Raw genomic sequence first — 15492 nt, 5'->3', positions numbered from 1 at the left:
ATCGGGGGATGAGCGAAAACACCCCTGACACTGCCCCAGCCACCGCCCCCACGCCCCCGAGCTTGCTGCTCGTCGATGGCTCCAGCTACCTGTACCGCGCCTTCCACGCCATGCCCGACCTGCGGGCCGTGCCCGGCGACCCGACGAGTGCCGCCACGGGCGCCATTCGCGGCATGATCAACATGATGGAGCGCCTGCGCAAGGACGTGCCCACCGTCTATGCCGCTTGTGTGTTCGACGCCAAAGGCCCGACTTTTCGCGATGAGCTGTACCCCGAATACAAAGCCAACCGCAGCCCCATGCCCGACGACTTGCGCAGCCAAATCGAGCCCATCCACGAACTGGTGCGCCTCATGGGCTGGACGGTGCTTGACGTGCCGGGCGTGGAAGCCGACGACGTGATCGCCACACTGGCGCATGTGGCCGCGCAGCAAGGCATCACCGTGACCGTGTCCAGCGGCGACAAGGACCTGAGCCAGCTGGTCAACGAGCACATCACCATCATCGACACCATGAACGGCAAGGTGCGCGATGTGGCGGGTGTGACCGCCGAGTTTGGCGTGCCGCCGTCGCTCATGATCGACTACCAAACCCTGGTGGGCGACACGGTGGACAATGTGCCGGGTGTGGCCAAGGTCGGCCCCAAGACGGCGGCCAAGTGGCTGATGGAATACGGCTCGCTCGACAATTTGATGGTGCACGCCCACGAGATCAAAGGTGTGGCAGGCGAGAACCTGCGCCAGGCGGTGGACTGGCTGCCCAAGGGCCGCGCCCTGGTATCCATGAAAACCGATTGCGACCTGAACGGCTGGGTGCCCGATTTGCCCTCGCTGGCCAGCTTGCACCTGCACGAGCCTGACAAAGACAAATTGCTCAACTTCTACCAAACCTATGGCTTCAAAGGGCTGGTGCAGTCGCTGGGTGGGGCCGTGCCTGCGCCTGTGGCCAAAGCCAAAACCGCCAAGCCCAAAGACACGGGCACTGGGGATTTGTTTGGATCGGCAGCTGACGACGAGCCACCAGCAGCCCCCGAGCTCGACACCGCCGCCAGCTCGGTGCAAGGCGAGTTGAAATACGACACGGTGCTCGACTGGGTCGCATTCGACACTTGGCTGACCCGCATCGAGCAAGCGCCGCTCACCGCCATCGACACCGAAACGACCTCGCTGGACGCCATGCGTGCCGAGATCGTGGGCATTTCCCTGAGCGTCAAGCCCGGCGAGGCGGCCTACATTCCGCTGGCCCACAACGGCCCGGCTGCCCCCGAGCAGCTGCCTTTGGCCGAAGTGCTGGCCAAATTGAAGCCCTGGCTGGAAAACCCGGCTCGCCTGAAACTGGGCCAAAACATCAAATACGACCGCCATGTGTTTGCCAACCATGGCATCGAGGTGCAGGGCTACGCCCACGACACGATGCTGGAAAGCTATGTGCTCGAAGTGCACAAACCGCATGGCCTTTCAAGTCTTGCCGAGCGCCATGTGGGCCGCAAAGGCGTGACCTACGAAGACCTGTGCGGCAAGGGTGCGCACCAGATTCCGTTTGCGCAGGTCGATGTGGACAAAGCTGCAAACTATTCGTGTGAAGACTCAGACCAGTGCTTGGACGTGCATTTGGCGCTGTGGCCGCAGATCGAGGCGCATGCGGGGCTCAAGTACGTGTACGACCTGGAAATCGCCACCAGCGAAGCGCTCTACCGCATCGAGCGCAACGGCGTGCTGATCGACGCGCCGACCCTGGCCGCGCAAAGCCAGGCGCTGGGCGAGCGCATCGTGCAACTCGAAACCGAGGCCTATGAAATCGCAGGCCAGCCCTTCAACCTGTCCAGCCCCAAGCAACTGGGCGAGATCTTTTTTGACAAGCTGGGCCTGCCCGTTGTCAAGAAAACTGCCACCGGGGCCCGCAGCACCGATGAAGAGGTGCTCGAAAAACTGGCCGAGGACTACCCGCTGCCCGCCCGCATCTTGGAGCACCGCAGTTTGGCCAAGCTCAAGGGCACTTACACCGACAAGCTGGCGCAGCTGGCTTTGCCGCGCACGGGCCGTGTGCACACGCATTACGCGCAGGCCGTGGCCGTGACAGGCCGCCTGTCGAGCAACGAGCCCAATTTGCAAAACATCCCGGTGCGCACCGCCGAGGGCCGCAAGGTCCGCGAGGCCTTTGTGGCCCCCGCAGGCTGTGTGATTGCCAGCGCCGACTACAGCCAGATCGAGCTGCGCATCATGGCGCACCTGAGCGACGACGCGGCCTTGCTCAAGGCCTTTCACGAAGGGCTGGACGTGCACAAGGCCACGGCGGCCGAGGTGTTTGGCGGAACGCCCGACACCGTGACCAGTGAGCAGCGCCGCTACGCCAAGACCATCAACTTTGGCCTGATTTACGGCATGAGCGCCTTTGGTCTGGCCAAGGCCTTGGGCATCGACAACACCGCCGCCAAAAACTACATCACGCGATACTTCGAGCGTTTTGCGGGTGTCAAACACTACATGGACGCCACCCGCGAGCAGGCCAAGGCGCTGGGCTATGTGGAGACCGTGTTTGGTCGCCGCCTGATGCTGCCCGAGATCAAGAGTCCTAACGGCCCGCGCCGCGCTGGGGCCGAGCGTGCCGCCATCAACGCGCCCATGCAGGGCACGGCGGCCGATTTGATCAAGCTGAGCATGGTCGCCGTGCAAAAAGCGCTGGACGAACAAGGCAAGGCCACCAAGGTCATCATGCAGGTGCACGACGAACTGGTGTTTGAAGTGCCCGAGTCAGAAGTCGAGTGGGTGCGCACCGAGGTGCCGCGCATCATGGCGGGGGTGGCCGACCTGAAAGTGCCGCTGCTGGCCGAAGTGGGCTTTGGTCCGAATTGGGAACAGGCGCATTGAAACTCCGTTGAGACATGGGGAAGGCAAACGGCCTGGACATCCTTGCCGAGCCATCACATCCAAAGGCACATGAGCCCACTGCCTGTTGAATAAGCACCGCGTTCCAGCCCGCATGGAATAAGGGTTTGCACGGATGTCCCCGCGCTTGTCCACAGCTTCATGCACAGGAGGGCGGGACAACTTGGGTGTTCACAAGCTCTGTTGATAACGCGCCAGCATCTGGGCCTGGGTTTCGACCTCGATCTCTTCGCCCTTGAAGGTGCGAATTTGGTCGCGCAGCATTTCGGCCATGCTGGGCAGTTGCGCCCGGTCCGTCTGGCGCGAAGCGTCCCACAGCTGCGAGCGCATGAAGGCCTTGGCGCAATGCAGGTACACCGACTCCACCGTCAGGCGGATCACCAGCGTGGGCGTGCGCCGTGCATCGGCACACAGCGCCAGATCGGCCGGGTCGGTGGACAGCACAGCGCGGCCATTCACGCGTAAAGTCTCGTCAAAACCCGGCACCATGAACAAAGTGCCCACACGGCCGGTGGCAATGATGTTCTCCAGCGTGTCCAGTCGGTTGTTGCCCGGCGCATCGGGCAGCAAGATGGTCTGCGCGTCCAGCACTTTGACAAAACCCGGCTCGCCCCCGCGCGGCGACGCGTCCATCTGCCCATGGGCATCACTGCTGGCCAGCACCACAAACGGCGACAAACCAATGAACTGCACCGCATGCGCGTCGAGTGACGGGATTTCTTTTTTGAGCGCACGCTCACGGGCGGGACCATAGAGCTGGCGCAGGGCGGGGAGGGTGGTGATGTGTGGGCTTGTCATCGGAGGGACGCTTGCATTCAGTGAGTGAGATTGGACCTTAGGGCTTCTGTCAAGCTTGCCACACTTGCTGGGTGGCTTAAGTGATTGATCCGGCCCTGAGAAGTTTGAAGTGGAAGGCTTGCCTTGGGTACAGTGATCAACGATGGGGGCTTTGTGGGAGCCCCGCTCTCGGGGCGATGGGTGCTGCCCGTTCGCAGCAAGCCTGCGATTTCGGCGGCATCGGGCGGCCCAGCGTTTGGCTGGCAGGCGCCAGCGCTGCGAACACATCGTCATAGCCCAGCCTGTCGCTGACCAGCAACTTCATCACGGTTGGCTCCTTGTATGCGGTCAAGGTCTTCAAAGTGTTTGCGCTTTGAGCACTTGCATGAGCACTTTGGGCTGTTGCTCTGCAATCGTGATCAGGGTCTGCGCTGCGCCGCTGGGTTGTCTGCGGCCTTGCTCCCAGTCTTGCAAGGTGCGCACAGAAACGCCGAGCAGGCTGGCGAATTGGCTTTGAGAGAGGCCGGATTTCAGCCTGGCCTTGACGACGGGTGGCACGTCAGGATGATGGCTTGGTGGCGCTGCTCGAAGCGCAGGGTGTCTTCCATGCCCGGCTGCGCAAACAGGACCACCGCTTGCGCGTGCACCAGGGCGGACTCGCTGTGCATGTAGGGCATGTAGGGCATGTAGGGCATGTAGGCAAAGTTGCGCTGCGCCAAGGGCAGGCTGCGGTCTTGCCCACTGGCCACCAGCGCTTGCTGATCGCCGAAGGCAGTCAGTTGGTTAGTGCCACTAACCAATTGAAATTGCCCGCCGTCGACAAAAAATACCCGACCGATGTGGCGGACACCGAGCAAATCTTGCGGCTCAGCGGCTCAAGATTATTGAGATTCGCAAGGAGCTGACCGACGAGTGGAAAAAGCACGGAACTCTTGGGCAAACGCTTGGGTGATGGCGATACGTTGGGCTTGAAGCACAGGGTAGGGCTCGGCCAGCGCCCACACATCGGCCAAACGCAAACGGCCTTTGCTGGCGAACGTCACCAGCGACTTGCGGGCCAATTCGTCGAGAGAGCGGCTGTGCACATCGCGCCGAAAAATCGACTCATAAAGCGCGGTGTGCTCGCTGTCGGTCAGATAGGCCGTGGGCTCGGACGGCAAGCAAAAACGCCCCGATTGCAAACCGGTGGGTGCCAACAACAAGCCGTTGAACGCACGCTCGTTTTTCGCGCACGCGTCAGCTGCACACGGTGAAAGGTCTGGCCCGGGGCCAGCTCAAGGATGGTTGGATGCAGGTCTTTGAATTTCATGGAAAGAGGCGGTCAATGCCCCTGCGCCATCGCCAGATTGATCACGCGCTGGGCGGGTGTGCCTTGCTCCAACGCGGTGCCGGGTGACTGTCCGTCCAGTGGCGGGTGTGGGCTTTCCAGGAAAGCCAGCAGTTGCCAGCCGTCGGTCGAGCCCAAGGCGGCAGCCATGGGCGCGATGACTGGAAAGATGAACGGCTCGAACTGCCAGCGGGGCAGCTTGTAGCCCCGGCGCAGGTGTGACACGCCAATGCAGCGGCCGCTTTTGATCCAGGCGTTCATGGTCACGCGGGTGGTGCCCGACAGGGTGGCCGCTTCGTCGGTGGTGATCATGTCAGCGGCTTGAATGCGTTGCAGCCGGAACTGCGCGCCAAAGCGCAGCAGCGCATTGGTTTGCGCTTCTGAGGCATAAGGGTCTTGGCCGCTGGCTTTGTCGCGGGGCATTTCCGGGGCGGCCGAAAGGGGGGAAGTTAGCGTGTTAATGATGTTCTTCCTGGTGCACCCGCTTGACCAAAAAAACGGGGCCAGCACCTTAGATGCCGGCCCCGTGATTTTAGGAAAACTCGCCAAGTTCGTTATCTAGTTGAGATCGTTTCTGATCAAGCAGCGGCTTTGACGGCATGAGACAGCTCATACAGTCGAGCGGCTGAAAGCTCCAGCCCGTTGGGCCAGCAGAGTGCACCGGCATCTACAAAGCATCTCGAAAAATAAGCCGGGTCACGCAACGCCTCCAATAATGGACCTTGGCGGTCGGCCAAGTAACGGGCTCCATCAAAAACGCCCTGCCTATGGTCGCTGAAGGTCAGTTCCAATTGATGGGCTGCAATGGTCTTTACATCAAGCAACTTAATCACGGTCGGCTCCTTGTATGCGGTCTAGAGGTTCGAAGTGTTGGGCTTTTTCCCAATTATTGAGCAGTTCCGTTTGGTGAAGTAGGCACCAGTCTTTCACAATGCTGGCGACTTTTCGTGGAAGCTCGCCTTGCGAGACCAAGCCGGTTTAAATCGCGACCAAAGCTTCAAACCCTTGGTACTCCACATGGATATGCGGTGGCTGGTGATCGTCGTGCCACATGCGCACGATGTCCGAAGAAGATGGCAATCGTTGGCATGGATCACACTCCTAAGCGCGGGAGGCACGCCGCATCAATCGACTCGGGGTGTTGGGCAATGGCGGGATGCATCGGGCAAGTTTAGCGAGGTTCTGCGGCCAAGGGTATTCAGGCCGATGTCAAAACCCCGACCCCGGCTCCTTCAAAAACGCCAGCTCCTCGGGCGTGGACGGGCGGCCCAAGATGGCAAAGATTTGGAATGAAAGGGTGGGGGTAGCGGCCAAAGCGCAGGGTGATGGCTTGGTGGCGCTGCTCGAAGCGCAGGGTGTCTTCCATGCCCGGCTGCGCAAACAGGGCGACGGCTTGGGTGTGCACCAGGGCGGACTCGCTGTGCATGTAGGGCATGTAGGCAAAGCTGCGCTGCGCCAAGGGCAGGCTGCGGTCTTGCCCACTGGCCACCAGCTCTTGCGCCAGCGCCAAGGCCAGCGCGTCTTGCGCAAAGGCTTGGGGGGTATCGCGGTAGACGTTGCGCGAGAACTGGTCGAGGACCAAGACCTCGGCCAAACGCCCATCGGGTGTGGCACGCCAGGCAAACAACTCACACCGCGCCGCTGCCTCCAGTGTGGCGCCGAAGCGGGCGCGGATGGCTTCGTCCAATTCGGCGTCTTTGGCAAAGTGGTCCTTGGGGGTGAGTTCGTTGAACCAGAAGTGGAGGATGGATTAGGGTTGCATGTGAAAAATGTCTCCAGCTGCAGGCGGCGCTGTCGAGAACGCCAGCGCTGTCACGGGCATGGCTGTTCAGTCAGGGGATTGAAGGGCCATCAAAACGCGTTGGGCGGCGGCGATCAGATCGGTGACAAGGCGTGTATCGACATCCATCATGCCTTCGTACTCGCCCAGGTTGCGCTTGTTGTGACACAAGTCCAGCACGCGCCAAACCTCAGGCCCCAGCCCCAGTGTGTGTGGCAATGCCTGAAAGACGATGTAGCGGTTGCTCGGGCGAAAGCCTTTCTTTCGCAATGCGGCCAAACACAAGGCGTGAGCCGCGTTGTAGGCCAGATCAAAGCGGCTTTCCAATGCCAGTGTGGCGTTGGTGGCATCGGTCAAGCGGGTGTTGCCCGTTCGGAGCAAACCCGCGATTTCGGCGGCGTCGGGTGGCTCAGCTTTGAGCGAGCCGCTGGGGCCGCTCAGGTTTTCAAGTGGGGTGGGTGGGCTCATGTTGCGGTGACTCCTCCTGGCCGATCAGCCATATCTTTGGCTGTTGCATCACGCGGTTGATGAAGGCATTGTCACCCAGTTGGCGGGCTTTGAAGTCGGCCACTGTGTAAAGCGCCGGGTTGATTGTGCGGCCCAATGTTTGGCTGGCGGCTTCGAGCGCGCCAAACACATCGCCATAGCCCAGCGTGTCGCTGACCAGCAGCACGTCGATATCGCTGGCGCTGGTGTCTTGCTGCTTGGCCATGGAGCCAAACACAAACGCCAGCGAAATTTGCGGCGCAATCGGCAAAAGTGCCGTACGCAGCACATCGGCCAGCCCCATGGTTTTCAGCACCAGAGCGCGCAACTCGGCAAACACGGGCGAAGCTGCGTTGGCCTGAAAGTGTTTTTGGTTGCCCTGTTTGCGCACCGTGAGCAAACCTGCTGCAGCCAGATCGGCCAACTCGCGCTGGACAGCCCCTGCGCCCGACTGAGCCAGGCCAATGACTTCGTTGGTGTAGAAGCTGCGGTCCGGCGCAACAAACAGCACGGCCAGCACGCGCTGACGTACCTTTGAAAACAGCGCGTCGGCGATGGAAGTGGTGATTGAAGCGGCATTCATACCCATAATGGGTTTGATCATACCTTATTTGGGTATTTTAACCCATGCCAATTTGACTAGGTATTGGGCCATGACCTCGTTCAGCGGGATGGCTTGAACCTCACCCCGGTGGTAAGCGGCCAGACGGCTATCTGCTTCTTGTGCCCATTGCTCGTCCAGCGAGAGGTTGCGTTCGTTAGATGGGTCCGAAACACGATTGACCGAGGTCATTCAAGCCGCCTTGAGGACCATGTCAATGTGCATGGACGAGTAAGGGCAGAGCACACCGCCAGATTCGGTGCGCTCCAGCAGGCCCAGGTCGGCCAGCACCACCACGTCTTCTTGCACGCGCTTGACATCGCGCTCCACCAGCCTAGCCAGCTCTCGCACCGACAGCTCGCCTTTGCTTTGTGCGGTACGCACCAGCGTCCAGCGCTTTTCGGTCAGCTGACCAAAGAAATGGCCGGGGCTTTCAAAGTTGAGCACCTCGCCTTTGTAAGTGCTTTGCCGTGGCGCTTGGGCTGCGGCACGCAAACCGGCTTGCCAGTCGATGTTGGTTATACGGAGGTTGCGATGCATTTACGTATCCTGATCAGGAAAATCCAATAATGGGACTGCAGAACGCCGTGCTGCATCCGTCACGTATGTGCGCAATTTGTATGTGTCTGGTGTAACCAAAGACTCGGATGCAACTTTTTTCATCTTCGCAATGCCTGCCTCAAAGAGGACAACACAAGTATGGTGTGGATGTTGAGCAGACTCATACAGGATACCGTCCAGCTTATGTTGGCGACAATCCAGAGCAAAGGCTTGAGTGATGGTGAACCGCTGTGCTTGTAGTACCGGGTAGGCCTCAGCCAAGCTGCGAAGGTCAGCCAAACGCAAAGTCCCCCGAGTTACGAATTGAACCATTGACAGATGAATCAACTCCGATAAGGAGCGGCTTTTAACCTCGCGGCGGAAACGTGATTCATAGAGCGCGGTATGGGCACTGTCAGCCAGGTAGGCCGTCGATTCAGCAGTTAAATCAAAACGGTCTGCAAGTAAGCCAACGGGCGGCAACAGAAAGCCGTTGATGCGGATATTTGTTTTACGCGCACGCGTCAGCTGCACGCGGTGAAAGGTCTGGCCTGGGGCCAGTTCAAGGATGGGTGGATGCAGGTCTTTGAGTTTCATGGAAAGAGGCGGTTAATGCCCCTCTGCCGTCGCCAGATTGATCACGCGCTGGGCGGGTGTGCCTTGCTCCAACGCGGTGCGGGGTGACTGGCCGTCCAGTGCCGGGTGCGGGCTTTCCAAGAAAGCCAGCAATTGCCAGCCGTCGGTCGAACCCAAGGCTGCAGCCATGGGCGCGATGACCGGAAAGATGAACGGCTCGAACTGCCAGCGGGGCAGTTTGTAGCCCCGGCGCAGGTGCGACACACCAATGCAGCGGCCGCTTTTGATCCAGGCGTTCATGGTCACGCGGGTGGTGCCCGACAGGGTGGCCGCTTCGTCGGTGGTGATCATGTCAGCGGCCTGAATGCGTTGCAGCCGGTACTGCGCGCCAAAGCGCAGCAGCGCATTGGTTTGCGCTTCTGATGCGTAAGGGTCTTGGCCGCTGGCTTTGTCACGGGGTAAATCTGGGATGGCAGAGAGAGGGAAGGTGAGGGTGTTCATGGTGTGTTTCTGCAAAGTTCCACGCTCATGGCGCGTTGCGCATGTTCAGCTTTTGGGCGCTGAAAAAATGCCTTGGGCGTTCAAGGCTCCCTGCCTTTTTGGTCTTGTGTTCTGGTGAGATCGACTGTTGTGGCTTTGTATGTTCAATGAACAAGTTCAGGAGCCACTCATAGGCACATCCAACGGTCACGTAAACAGGTTCTGCAACGCATCGTCTAACCAACGACTCATACAGGCTTTTCATGACTTCAAGCATCTTGACCCGATCAAAGGGGACCACCATCGCGTTCCGTTCTATAGGGGGCACGATGATTACCTTGTTAACGCTTGTGCTTCTAGGTCTTGAGGAAGCGGATTCATCCAAAGTCGACATGACTTCTCCAAAAAAAACGAGGCTTACTTTAAGAAGTCAGCCCCGTTATTTTAGGATGATTTGAAAATTTCGTAAAGTTCGTTTGACCGGACGACCTAAAACCCTGACCCCGGCTCCTTCAAAAACGCCAGCTCCTCGAGCGTGGAGGGGCGGCCGAGGATGGCATTGCGGTGGGGGTAGCGGCCAAAGCGGTCGATGATGGCTTGGTGGCGCTGCTCGAAGCGCAGGGTGTCTTCCAGGCCCGGCTGCGCAAACAGGAGGGCGGCTTGGGTGTGCACCAGGGCGGACTCGCTGTGCATATAGGGCATGTAGGCAAAGCTGCGCTGCGCCAAGGGCAAGCTGCGGTCTTGCCCACTTGCCACCAGCTCTTACGCCAACGCCAAGGCCAGCGCGTCTTGCGCAAAGGCTTGGGGGGTGTCGCGGTACACGTTGCGCGAGAACTGGTCGAGCACCAAGACCTCGGCCAAGCGCCCCTCGGGCGTGGCACGCCAGGCAAACAACTCACACCGCGCCGTCGCTACCAGCGTGGCCCCGAAGCGGGCGCGGATGGCTTCGTCCAGGGCGGCGTCTTTGGCGAAGTGGTGCTTGGGGGTGAGTTCGGTCAATCAAAAGTGGAGGATGTAGTGGGGCTGCATCACTTTGTGGATTTACGCACCAGCGTGGCTATTCAGTACGGGTTCGTTTCAGGGGCAGTTGTTGCGCGTTCAGTTGACATCTGTGCCGATGACGCCTTGCCTCTTGACCTCGTCTAAAGTCTTGCCTGCTGCTGTTTTCCATTCGACCCAGCCATTGGCTGATCGGCCCATGACTGCCATGGCGGCGGTACTGGGGCTTGAAAACAGGTGATCGCGTGTGAAAACCAGCAGAGATCCAGAACTGCCAGCGATTTCGGTCAGAACGTCTTCCGTCATCAATTGGCTGCGCATGCGCTCGTGAGAAGTCCCTTGAATTGAAGGAACAATCTCTGCTCGTCCCTTCGAACCTTTGTGCACCACAAAACCTTCGGTGGTGTATTCGCCCACGCCGTCGGCCCCCGAGCCCTTGCAGTAGAACAATTCGACGATGCCTTTGGCGGTTGGGGCACTGGTCAAGGGTTCAAAAATGGGCTGACCCAACGTGGCCAACAAAGTGGCTGCGGTTTCGTGAATCTCATGACAATCCGCTTGCAAAGGAGCAGGTGTGTAGGGCTGCGAACCGGTGTTGCCATTCTCTAGACCATAACGTCCTGCCTTTGTGGCTTCTGCAATGGCAAGCCATTCCAAAAACAATGCGTGCGTTTGCGTCAAGCTGTTGGTCAGCGAGATGACCACGAAAGCGCGGTTCCAAAAATCTTTGTTCTGATGGTGTTGCTCCAAGCGCTTGCCCACACTGCCTGACTGTCCGATGTAAGTGCGAGGTAAACCCGCCTCAGACAATTCGCCCATCAAAAAGTACACGCCCACTTGCTGGGCCTCTGGCATCTTCAGGAAGTCGGCCAGTTGGCTGCGCGGCACCTCGATCACGCGAACAATGCGAGTCGTGATCTCGGCCACGCGCATACCACGTGGGTCGCCGGACGGGAGGAAGATTTGGATGGTTTGAGGGCGTGAGCTCAATTCACTTGCCCCAACTGTCCTTCAACCCCGTCACCCGGTTAAACACCGGCTTCGCCCCCGCCACATGATCCAGGCGGTCCGCCACAAAGTATCCAAACCGCTCAAACTGGAACTTCTGGTCTGGCTGCGCCCCGGCCAGTGACGGCTCCACATAGGCGGTGACCACCTTCAAGCTGTCCGGGTTGAGCGACTGCAAGAAGTCTTTGCCGCCTGCATCGGGGTGCGCTTCGGCAAACAGGCGGTCGTACAGGCGAACTTCGGCTTGCACGCCGTCGGCCACGCTCACCCAGGTGATGGCGGCTTTGGCTTTGACGCTGTCGGCACCGGGTGTGCCGCTCTTGGTGCCGGGGATCACTTTGGCGTGCACTTCGGTCACGTTGCCCGCCGCGTCGCGTGCGCAGCCTGTGCATTCGATCACGTAGCCGCCTTTCAGACGCACCACGTTGCCGGGGAACAATCGTTTGTAGCCCTTGGGCGGCACTTCTTCAAAGTCTTCGCGCTCGATCCACACTTCTTTGCCGATCAGGAATGTGCGGTCGGCTGGGGGTGTTTGGCCCTCGGCTATCGCACTGTGGGGCAGGGCGGGTTGGCTGCAGGCCTCGGTGTGGCCGTCGCTGCCAAAGGCTTCGGCCCAGTTGGTCAGCACGAGCTTGACGGGGTCGAGCACGGCCATGCCGCGGTGGGCTTTGTTTTCCAGGTCTTCGCGCAGGCAGCCCTCAAGGGTGCTGTAGTCGATCCAGCTGTCGCTTTTGGTCACGCCAATGCGGTCGGCAAACAGGCGCAGGCTCTCGGGCGTGTAGCCCCGGCGGCGCAGGCCGACGATGGTGGGCATGCGCGGGTCGTCCCAGCCGCTGACTTTGCTTTCATTGACCAGTTGCGCCAGCTTGCGTTTGCTGGTGATCACATAGGTCAGGTTCAGGCGGGCAAATTCGTATTGTTTGGGGCTGGGCGCGGCCAGCAGCTTGCACTCGCACAGGCGCTCCATCAGCCAGTCGTAAAACGGGCGCTGGTCTTCAAACTCCAGCGTGCAGATGCTGTGGGTGATTTGCTCCAGCGCGTCTTCGATGGGGTGGGCAAAGGTGTACATCGGGTAGATGCACCAGGTGTCGCCCGTGTGGTGGTGGGTGGCGCGGCGGATGCGGTAGATGGCCGGGTCGCGCAGGTTGATGTTGGGCGACGCCATGTCGATCTTGGCGCGGAGCACGGCCGCGCCGTCATCGAGCTTGCCGTCACGCATTTCGCGGAATCGCGTCAGGTTTTCTGTCACGGTGCGGCTGCGGAAAGGGCTGTCCACGCCGGGTTTGCCAAAGTCGCCCCGGTTGGCGCGCATGTCTTCTGCGCTTTGTTCGTCCACATAGGCGTAGCCAGCTTCGATCAGCGCCTCGGCAGCGCGGTACATGAAGTCGAAGTAGTCGCTGGCTTGGTAGGGCGCGGCGCTTCCGGCGGCCTGGCCCAATTGCGCCCAGTCAAAGCCGAGCCATTTCACGGCGTCGATGATGCTGTTGACGTATTCGGTGTCTTCTTTTTCGGGGTTGGTGTCGTCAAAGCGCAGGTGGCACACGCCGCCGTATTCCTTGGCCAGCCCGAAGTTGATGCAAATGCTTTTGGCGTGGCCCACGTGCAAGTAGCCGTTGGGCTCGGGCGGGAAGCGGGTGCGGATCTTGGCCGGGTCGGGTTGGCCCGCCGCATGGTGAGTGGCGTCGCCCGGGCTGCCTGCCCAGCGGCGGGTGGCATAGGTGCCTTTGTCCAGGTCGTTTTCGATGATTTGGCGCAGGAAGTTGCTGACTTTGTGGTCGGCGGTGGCGTTGGTGTCGGGAGCTTTGGGGGTGGGGGCGTTCATAGCGATCGATTTTAGGGCTTGCCAAAGTCCATTCCCTTTGGACTGAACTTACGAATAGACACGATTGTGAAGTCGCCGCTGTGCACCGAAGGGGTCTTTAAAACGCTAAAGATGCAGGTGTAACCGTTGCACCCACAATTTTGGAGAAATTCGCATGTCCAATCATTGGTTCAACACGGGGGGCCGCAAGCTGGCGGTGTGGGGCAGTTTGGCTGTGGGCTTGGCGCAAGTGGGGTGCGCCCACCCGGTGTTGATGGAGCCTCATGTGGTGGTCTCTTCGCGCACAGGCCCCCCGCCTGTTTATGGCCCGGTATACAGCCATGTCCACGCGCATGCCCCCCAACCGCACTTCATCGTGCCGCCCCCACGGCCTGTTTATTTGCCGTCACCGCCACCGCGTGTGGTCTATCCGTCTGCTCCCCCACGGGTGGTGTACCACCCAGCGCCCCCGCAGGTGCTGTACAGGCCACCTGTTCATGTCAGTCCTGTCCATCGGCCTGCACCACAGTGGGGTTCAAAACACCCTGTCGAAGTGGGCAAGGGCGGGCACCGTGAAGCTCGGGATGGGCGAGAACGCCGAGAGGGTGAGCGTGGCCATGGTCGTGACGAACGCGAACGCGAGCCATGGCGTCGTTAAGCGGTCTGATCTGACGCCCAAGTTCACAGCCTTTGGCGCAGCACCATCTCGTCACGCCGAATCTCGACATCAAAGTGCCTCAAAAAGGCCTGCCCCAATAGCGCCTGCTGTGGCTCCAGACCACTCAGACCCACCGCCACGCTGGTGTCGTTGAGCACCAAATTTCCCACACGCACCGGCACGCTGCGCACCAACTGACCCTGGCGGGGGCCGTTGGCGGTGTGCAGGGTGATGCTCTGGCCCGCAGGCAATCCGGCCTGAGTGGCCAACGCTTGGCTCACGCTCACATGGCTGGCCCCGGTGTCCACCAAAAAGCGCACAGGCTGGCGATTGACCTCGCCCTCCACATGAAAATGCCCATCCCGCTGGCGCGGAATGACCAGATCACCCGAGTCAAGCGCATAGGGCTTCAGGCTGGCTTGTCTGTTGTGTTCGATGCGATCAAACACCAAATACAACACCCCCGCCACCGCCAACCAGACGTCGGCAATGGCCAAGGCACCCAATTGGGCTGTTTTTTGAATCGGTGACGGCATCGGTTTGCGCAAGTTCGTGGCGTTGTTCTGCCATCCGATTATTGACCCAGCCCGATGGCGTCTCGTGCTTTCTTTGTAGGAGCGTCGCCCTCGCCGCGATCAAGCCCCGCAGACCACCCCCCATCGCCCAGGCAGCGTTGCTCTCCCCCCTGTAGGAGCGGCGCCCCCGCCGCGATCAAGCCCCGCACACCACCACCCATCGCACCGAGGGCGGTGCTCCCACAGGGGACAGCGATAGCGCCCCGCAGACCACCCCCACCGCCCAGGCCGCGTTGCTCTCCCCCCTGTAGGAGCGGCGCCCCCGCCGCGATCAAGCCCCGCAAACCACCATCGCCCTCATCGCACCGAGGGCGGTGCTCCCACAAGGGACAGCGATAGCGCCCCTCAGACCACCGCCACCGCCCAGGCCGCGTTGCTCTCCCCCCTGTAGGAGCGGCGCCCCCGCCGCGATCAAGCCCCGCACACCACCACCCCCCATCGCACCGAGGGCGGTGCTCCCACAGGGGACAGGGAACGGCCCCCACCCCTCAAATCACCAAATTCATTAAACCCAATCCGATTCATCACGCGCCCAGCTGCGCCTGTTTCAAATTCTCAAATTCATCACAATCCCTGCCGGTTTGCCTTGAATCGCAAATCGTGAGTTCTTAAATGTGCTGTATTTTACAAATAAATACACCAAAACCAACAGAATACTCCAATTGGCGAGTGGCGTTTTGTGGACTTATTGGGTACTATGTTTTACAAATTCGCCGTCATTTTTTGAGCCAAAAAGCACCCCTATTTCCATGATTTCGAAACCCCTTGCCCCTTTGTCTCAGATCGCTTTGGCTTTGACTTCCTGGCCACTTGCTTGGCGCGCGTGCGCGGGGCGTGTTGCTCGGGCGCTGGCCGCCGGGGTTTCGGTGATGGTGCTGGGCCTGGCCGGGGCGCAGGCGCAAACGGCCATCGAGACCAGCCAAGCCGGAGCCAACGCGCGCATCGACGTCTTGGTCTCGCCCTTTAMCCCCCCGAAGGGAAAGGAAGAAAGAAAAAGCC

General features: G+C 60.3%; 18 protein-coding genes and 4 pseudogenes. 3 read left to right on the top strand and 19 right to left on the bottom strand.

Annotated elements, in window-relative coordinates; genetic code table 11:
• The first annotated feature begins 8 nt into the window (after positions 1-8).
• Entirely contained in the window at positions 9-2867 is a 2859-nt protein-coding gene (gene polA / locus AMM41_RS02395) for a DNA polymerase I (protein WP_089953541.1), read from the top strand.
• Positions 2868-3056: 189 nt separating this feature from the next.
• On the opposite strand, the gene AMM41_RS02390 is transcribed toward polA, so the two are convergent.
• The 18 genes and pseudogenes from AMM41_RS02390 to AMM41_RS02305 form a co-directional block, all read right to left on the bottom strand.
• Positions 3057-3683: a pyridoxamine 5'-phosphate oxidase family protein gene (locus AMM41_RS02390; RefSeq protein ID WP_089952699.1), complete on the bottom strand. Its 627-nt coding sequence runs from the start codon at positions 3681-3683 to the stop codon at positions 3057-3059.
• Positions 3684-4019: 336 nt separating this feature from the next.
• On the bottom strand, positions 4020-4220 hold the full coding sequence (locus AMM41_RS02385) for a helix-turn-helix domain-containing protein (protein ID WP_089952697.1): 201 nt from the start codon (positions 4218-4220) through the stop codon (positions 4020-4022).
• A complete protein-coding gene (locus AMM41_RS22445; protein WP_194944579.1) occupies positions 4193-4519 on the bottom strand; it encodes a DUF924 family protein in 327 nt (108 codons plus the stop codon). The genes AMM41_RS02385 and AMM41_RS22445 overlap by 28 nt, the downstream gene beginning before the upstream one ends.
• 24 nt (positions 4520-4543) lie before the next feature.
• Positions 4544-4870 (bottom strand): annotated as a pseudogene (locus tag AMM41_RS02375) (RES domain-containing protein); the annotation flags it as partial.
• A 113-nt stretch (positions 4871-4983) separates the two neighbouring features.
• A complete protein-coding gene (locus tag AMM41_RS02370; RefSeq protein ID WP_089952693.1) occupies positions 4984-5412 on the bottom strand; it encodes a MerR family transcriptional regulator in 429 nt (142 codons plus the stop codon).
• 155 nt (positions 5413-5567) lie between these two features.
• The gene (locus AMM41_RS02365) at positions 5568-5822 is read right to left on the bottom strand and encodes a DUF2442 domain-containing protein (RefSeq protein ID WP_089952691.1); all 255 of its coding nucleotides are present in this window, start codon (positions 5820-5822) and stop codon (positions 5568-5570) included.
• Positions 5815-6042 (bottom strand): annotated as a pseudogene (locus tag AMM41_RS22440) (DUF4160 domain-containing protein). The gene AMM41_RS02365 and the pseudogene AMM41_RS22440 overlap by 8 nt, the downstream one beginning before the upstream one ends.
• A gap of 156 nt (positions 6043-6198) precedes the next feature.
• Positions 6199-6736: pseudogene (locus AMM41_RS02355) on the bottom strand (DUF924 family protein).
• Positions 6737-6817: 81 nt separating this feature from the next.
• Positions 6818-7237, bottom strand: a complete 420-nt coding sequence (locus AMM41_RS02350) for a hypothetical protein (protein WP_089952689.1) — start codon at positions 7235-7237, stop codon at positions 6818-6820.
• Entirely contained in the window at positions 7215-7859 is a 645-nt protein-coding gene (locus AMM41_RS02345) for a nucleotidyltransferase domain-containing protein (protein ID WP_089952687.1), read from the bottom strand. The genes AMM41_RS02350 and AMM41_RS02345 overlap by 23 nt, the downstream gene beginning before the upstream one ends.
• 3 nt (positions 7860-7862) lie before the next feature.
• Positions 7863-8048, bottom strand: a complete 186-nt coding sequence (locus AMM41_RS02340) for an addiction module protein (RefSeq protein ID WP_089952685.1) — start codon at positions 8046-8048, stop codon at positions 7863-7865.
• The gene (locus tag AMM41_RS02335) at positions 8049-8396 is read right to left on the bottom strand and encodes an HVO_A0114 family putative DNA-binding protein (RefSeq protein WP_089952683.1); all 348 of its coding nucleotides are present in this window, start codon (positions 8394-8396) and stop codon (positions 8049-8051) included.
• A complete protein-coding gene (locus AMM41_RS02330) occupies positions 8397-8993 on the bottom strand; it encodes an RES family NAD+ phosphorylase (RefSeq protein ID WP_089952681.1) in 597 nt (198 codons plus the stop codon).
• 12 nt (positions 8994-9005) lie between these two features.
• Positions 9006-9473 carry a helix-turn-helix domain-containing protein gene (locus tag AMM41_RS02325; protein WP_089952679.1) on the bottom strand — a complete coding sequence of 156 codons (468 nt, stop codon included), beginning with the start codon at positions 9471-9473 and terminating at the stop codon, positions 9006-9008.
• A gap of 25 nt (positions 9474-9498) precedes the next feature.
• Positions 9499-9846 (bottom strand): hypothetical protein, encoded by a 348-nt coding sequence (locus AMM41_RS02320; protein ID WP_089952677.1) that lies wholly within the window; start codon positions 9844-9846, stop codon positions 9499-9501.
• 95 nt (positions 9847-9941) lie between these two features.
• Positions 9942-10451 (bottom strand): annotated as a pseudogene (locus tag AMM41_RS02315) (DUF924 family protein).
• 99 nt (positions 10452-10550) lie between these two features.
• Positions 10551-11441, bottom strand: coding sequence for a GIY-YIG nuclease family protein (locus tag AMM41_RS02310; protein ID WP_194944577.1), 891 nt, complete (start codon positions 11439-11441; stop codon positions 10551-10553).
• Between the two features lies 1 nt (position 11442).
• Entirely contained in the window at positions 11443-13281 is a 1839-nt protein-coding gene (locus AMM41_RS02305; RefSeq protein WP_194944576.1) for a glutamine--tRNA ligase/YqeY domain fusion protein, read from the bottom strand.
• A gap of 154 nt (positions 13282-13435) precedes the next feature.
• Here AMM41_RS02305 and AMM41_RS21715 point away from each other — a divergent pair, with 154 nt between their 5' ends.
• Positions 13436-13918, top strand: coding sequence for a hypothetical protein (locus AMM41_RS21715; protein WP_146186350.1), 483 nt, complete (start codon positions 13436-13438; stop codon positions 13916-13918).
• A gap of 23 nt (positions 13919-13941) precedes the next feature.
• On the opposite strand, the gene AMM41_RS02300 is transcribed toward AMM41_RS21715, so the two are convergent.
• Positions 13942-14454 (bottom strand): retropepsin-like aspartic protease family protein, encoded by a 513-nt coding sequence (locus AMM41_RS02300; protein ID WP_089952670.1) that lies wholly within the window; start codon positions 14452-14454, stop codon positions 13942-13944.
• A 788-nt stretch (positions 14455-15242) separates the two neighbouring features.
• Here AMM41_RS02300 and AMM41_RS22155 point away from each other — a divergent pair.
• On the top strand, positions 15243-15492 hold a 250-nt coding region (locus tag AMM41_RS22155), incomplete at its 3' end, for a hypothetical protein (protein WP_228769064.1).

This window comes from Limnohabitans sp. 2KL-3, assembly GCF_001269405.1.
Lineage (GTDB): Bacteria > Pseudomonadota > Gammaproteobacteria > Burkholderiales > Burkholderiaceae_C > Limnohabitans_A.
Note: the sequence above shows the minus strand (reverse complement) of the source record. Positions and strands in the feature narration are given on the sequence as shown.

What these genes read in the sequence shown, in the direction of transcription:
- polA (WP_089953541.1), top strand. Translation starts at nt 9, where the DNA reads ATGAGCGAAAACACCCCTGACACTGCCCCAGCCACCGCCCCCACGCCC.
- AMM41_RS02390 (WP_089952699.1), bottom strand. Translation starts at nt 3,683, where the DNA reads ATGACAAGCCCACACATCACCACCCTCCCCGCCCTGCGCCAGCTCTAT.
- AMM41_RS02370 (WP_089952693.1), bottom strand. Translation starts at nt 5,412, where the DNA reads ATGCCCCGCGACAAAGCCAGCGGCCAAGACCCTTATGCCTCAGAAGCG.
- AMM41_RS02350 (WP_089952689.1), bottom strand. Translation starts at nt 7,237, where the DNA reads ATGAGCCCACCCACCCCACTTGAAAACCTGAGCGGCCCCAGCGGCTCG.
- AMM41_RS02345 (WP_089952687.1), bottom strand. Translation starts at nt 7,859, where the DNA reads ATGATCAAACCCATTATGGGTATGAATGCCGCTTCAATCACCACTTCC.
- AMM41_RS02340 (WP_089952685.1), bottom strand. Translation starts at nt 8,048, where the DNA reads ATGACCTCGGTCAATCGTGTTTCGGACCCATCTAACGAACGCAACCTC.
- AMM41_RS02335 (WP_089952683.1), bottom strand. Translation starts at nt 8,396, where the DNA reads ATGCATCGCAACCTCCGTATAACCAACATCGACTGGCAAGCCGGTTTG.
- AMM41_RS02330 (WP_089952681.1), bottom strand. Translation starts at nt 8,993, where the DNA reads ATGAAACTCAAAGACCTGCATCCACCCATCCTTGAACTGGCCCCAGGC.
- AMM41_RS02325 (WP_089952679.1), bottom strand. Translation starts at nt 9,473, where the DNA reads ATGAACACCCTCACCTTCCCTCTCTCTGCCATCCCAGATTTACCCCGT.
- AMM41_RS02320 (WP_089952677.1), bottom strand. Translation starts at nt 9,846, where the DNA reads ATGTCGACTTTGGATGAATCCGCTTCCTCAAGACCTAGAAGCACAAGC.
- AMM41_RS02305 (WP_194944576.1), bottom strand. Translation starts at nt 13,281, where the DNA reads ATGAACGCCCCCACCCCCAAAGCTCCCGACACCAACGCCACCGCCGAC.
- AMM41_RS21715 (WP_146186350.1), top strand. Translation starts at nt 13,436, where the DNA reads ATGTCCAATCATTGGTTCAACACGGGGGGCCGCAAGCTGGCGGTGTGG.
- AMM41_RS02300 (WP_089952670.1), bottom strand. Translation starts at nt 14,454, where the DNA reads ATGCCGTCACCGATTCAAAAAACAGCCCAATTGGGTGCCTTGGCCATT.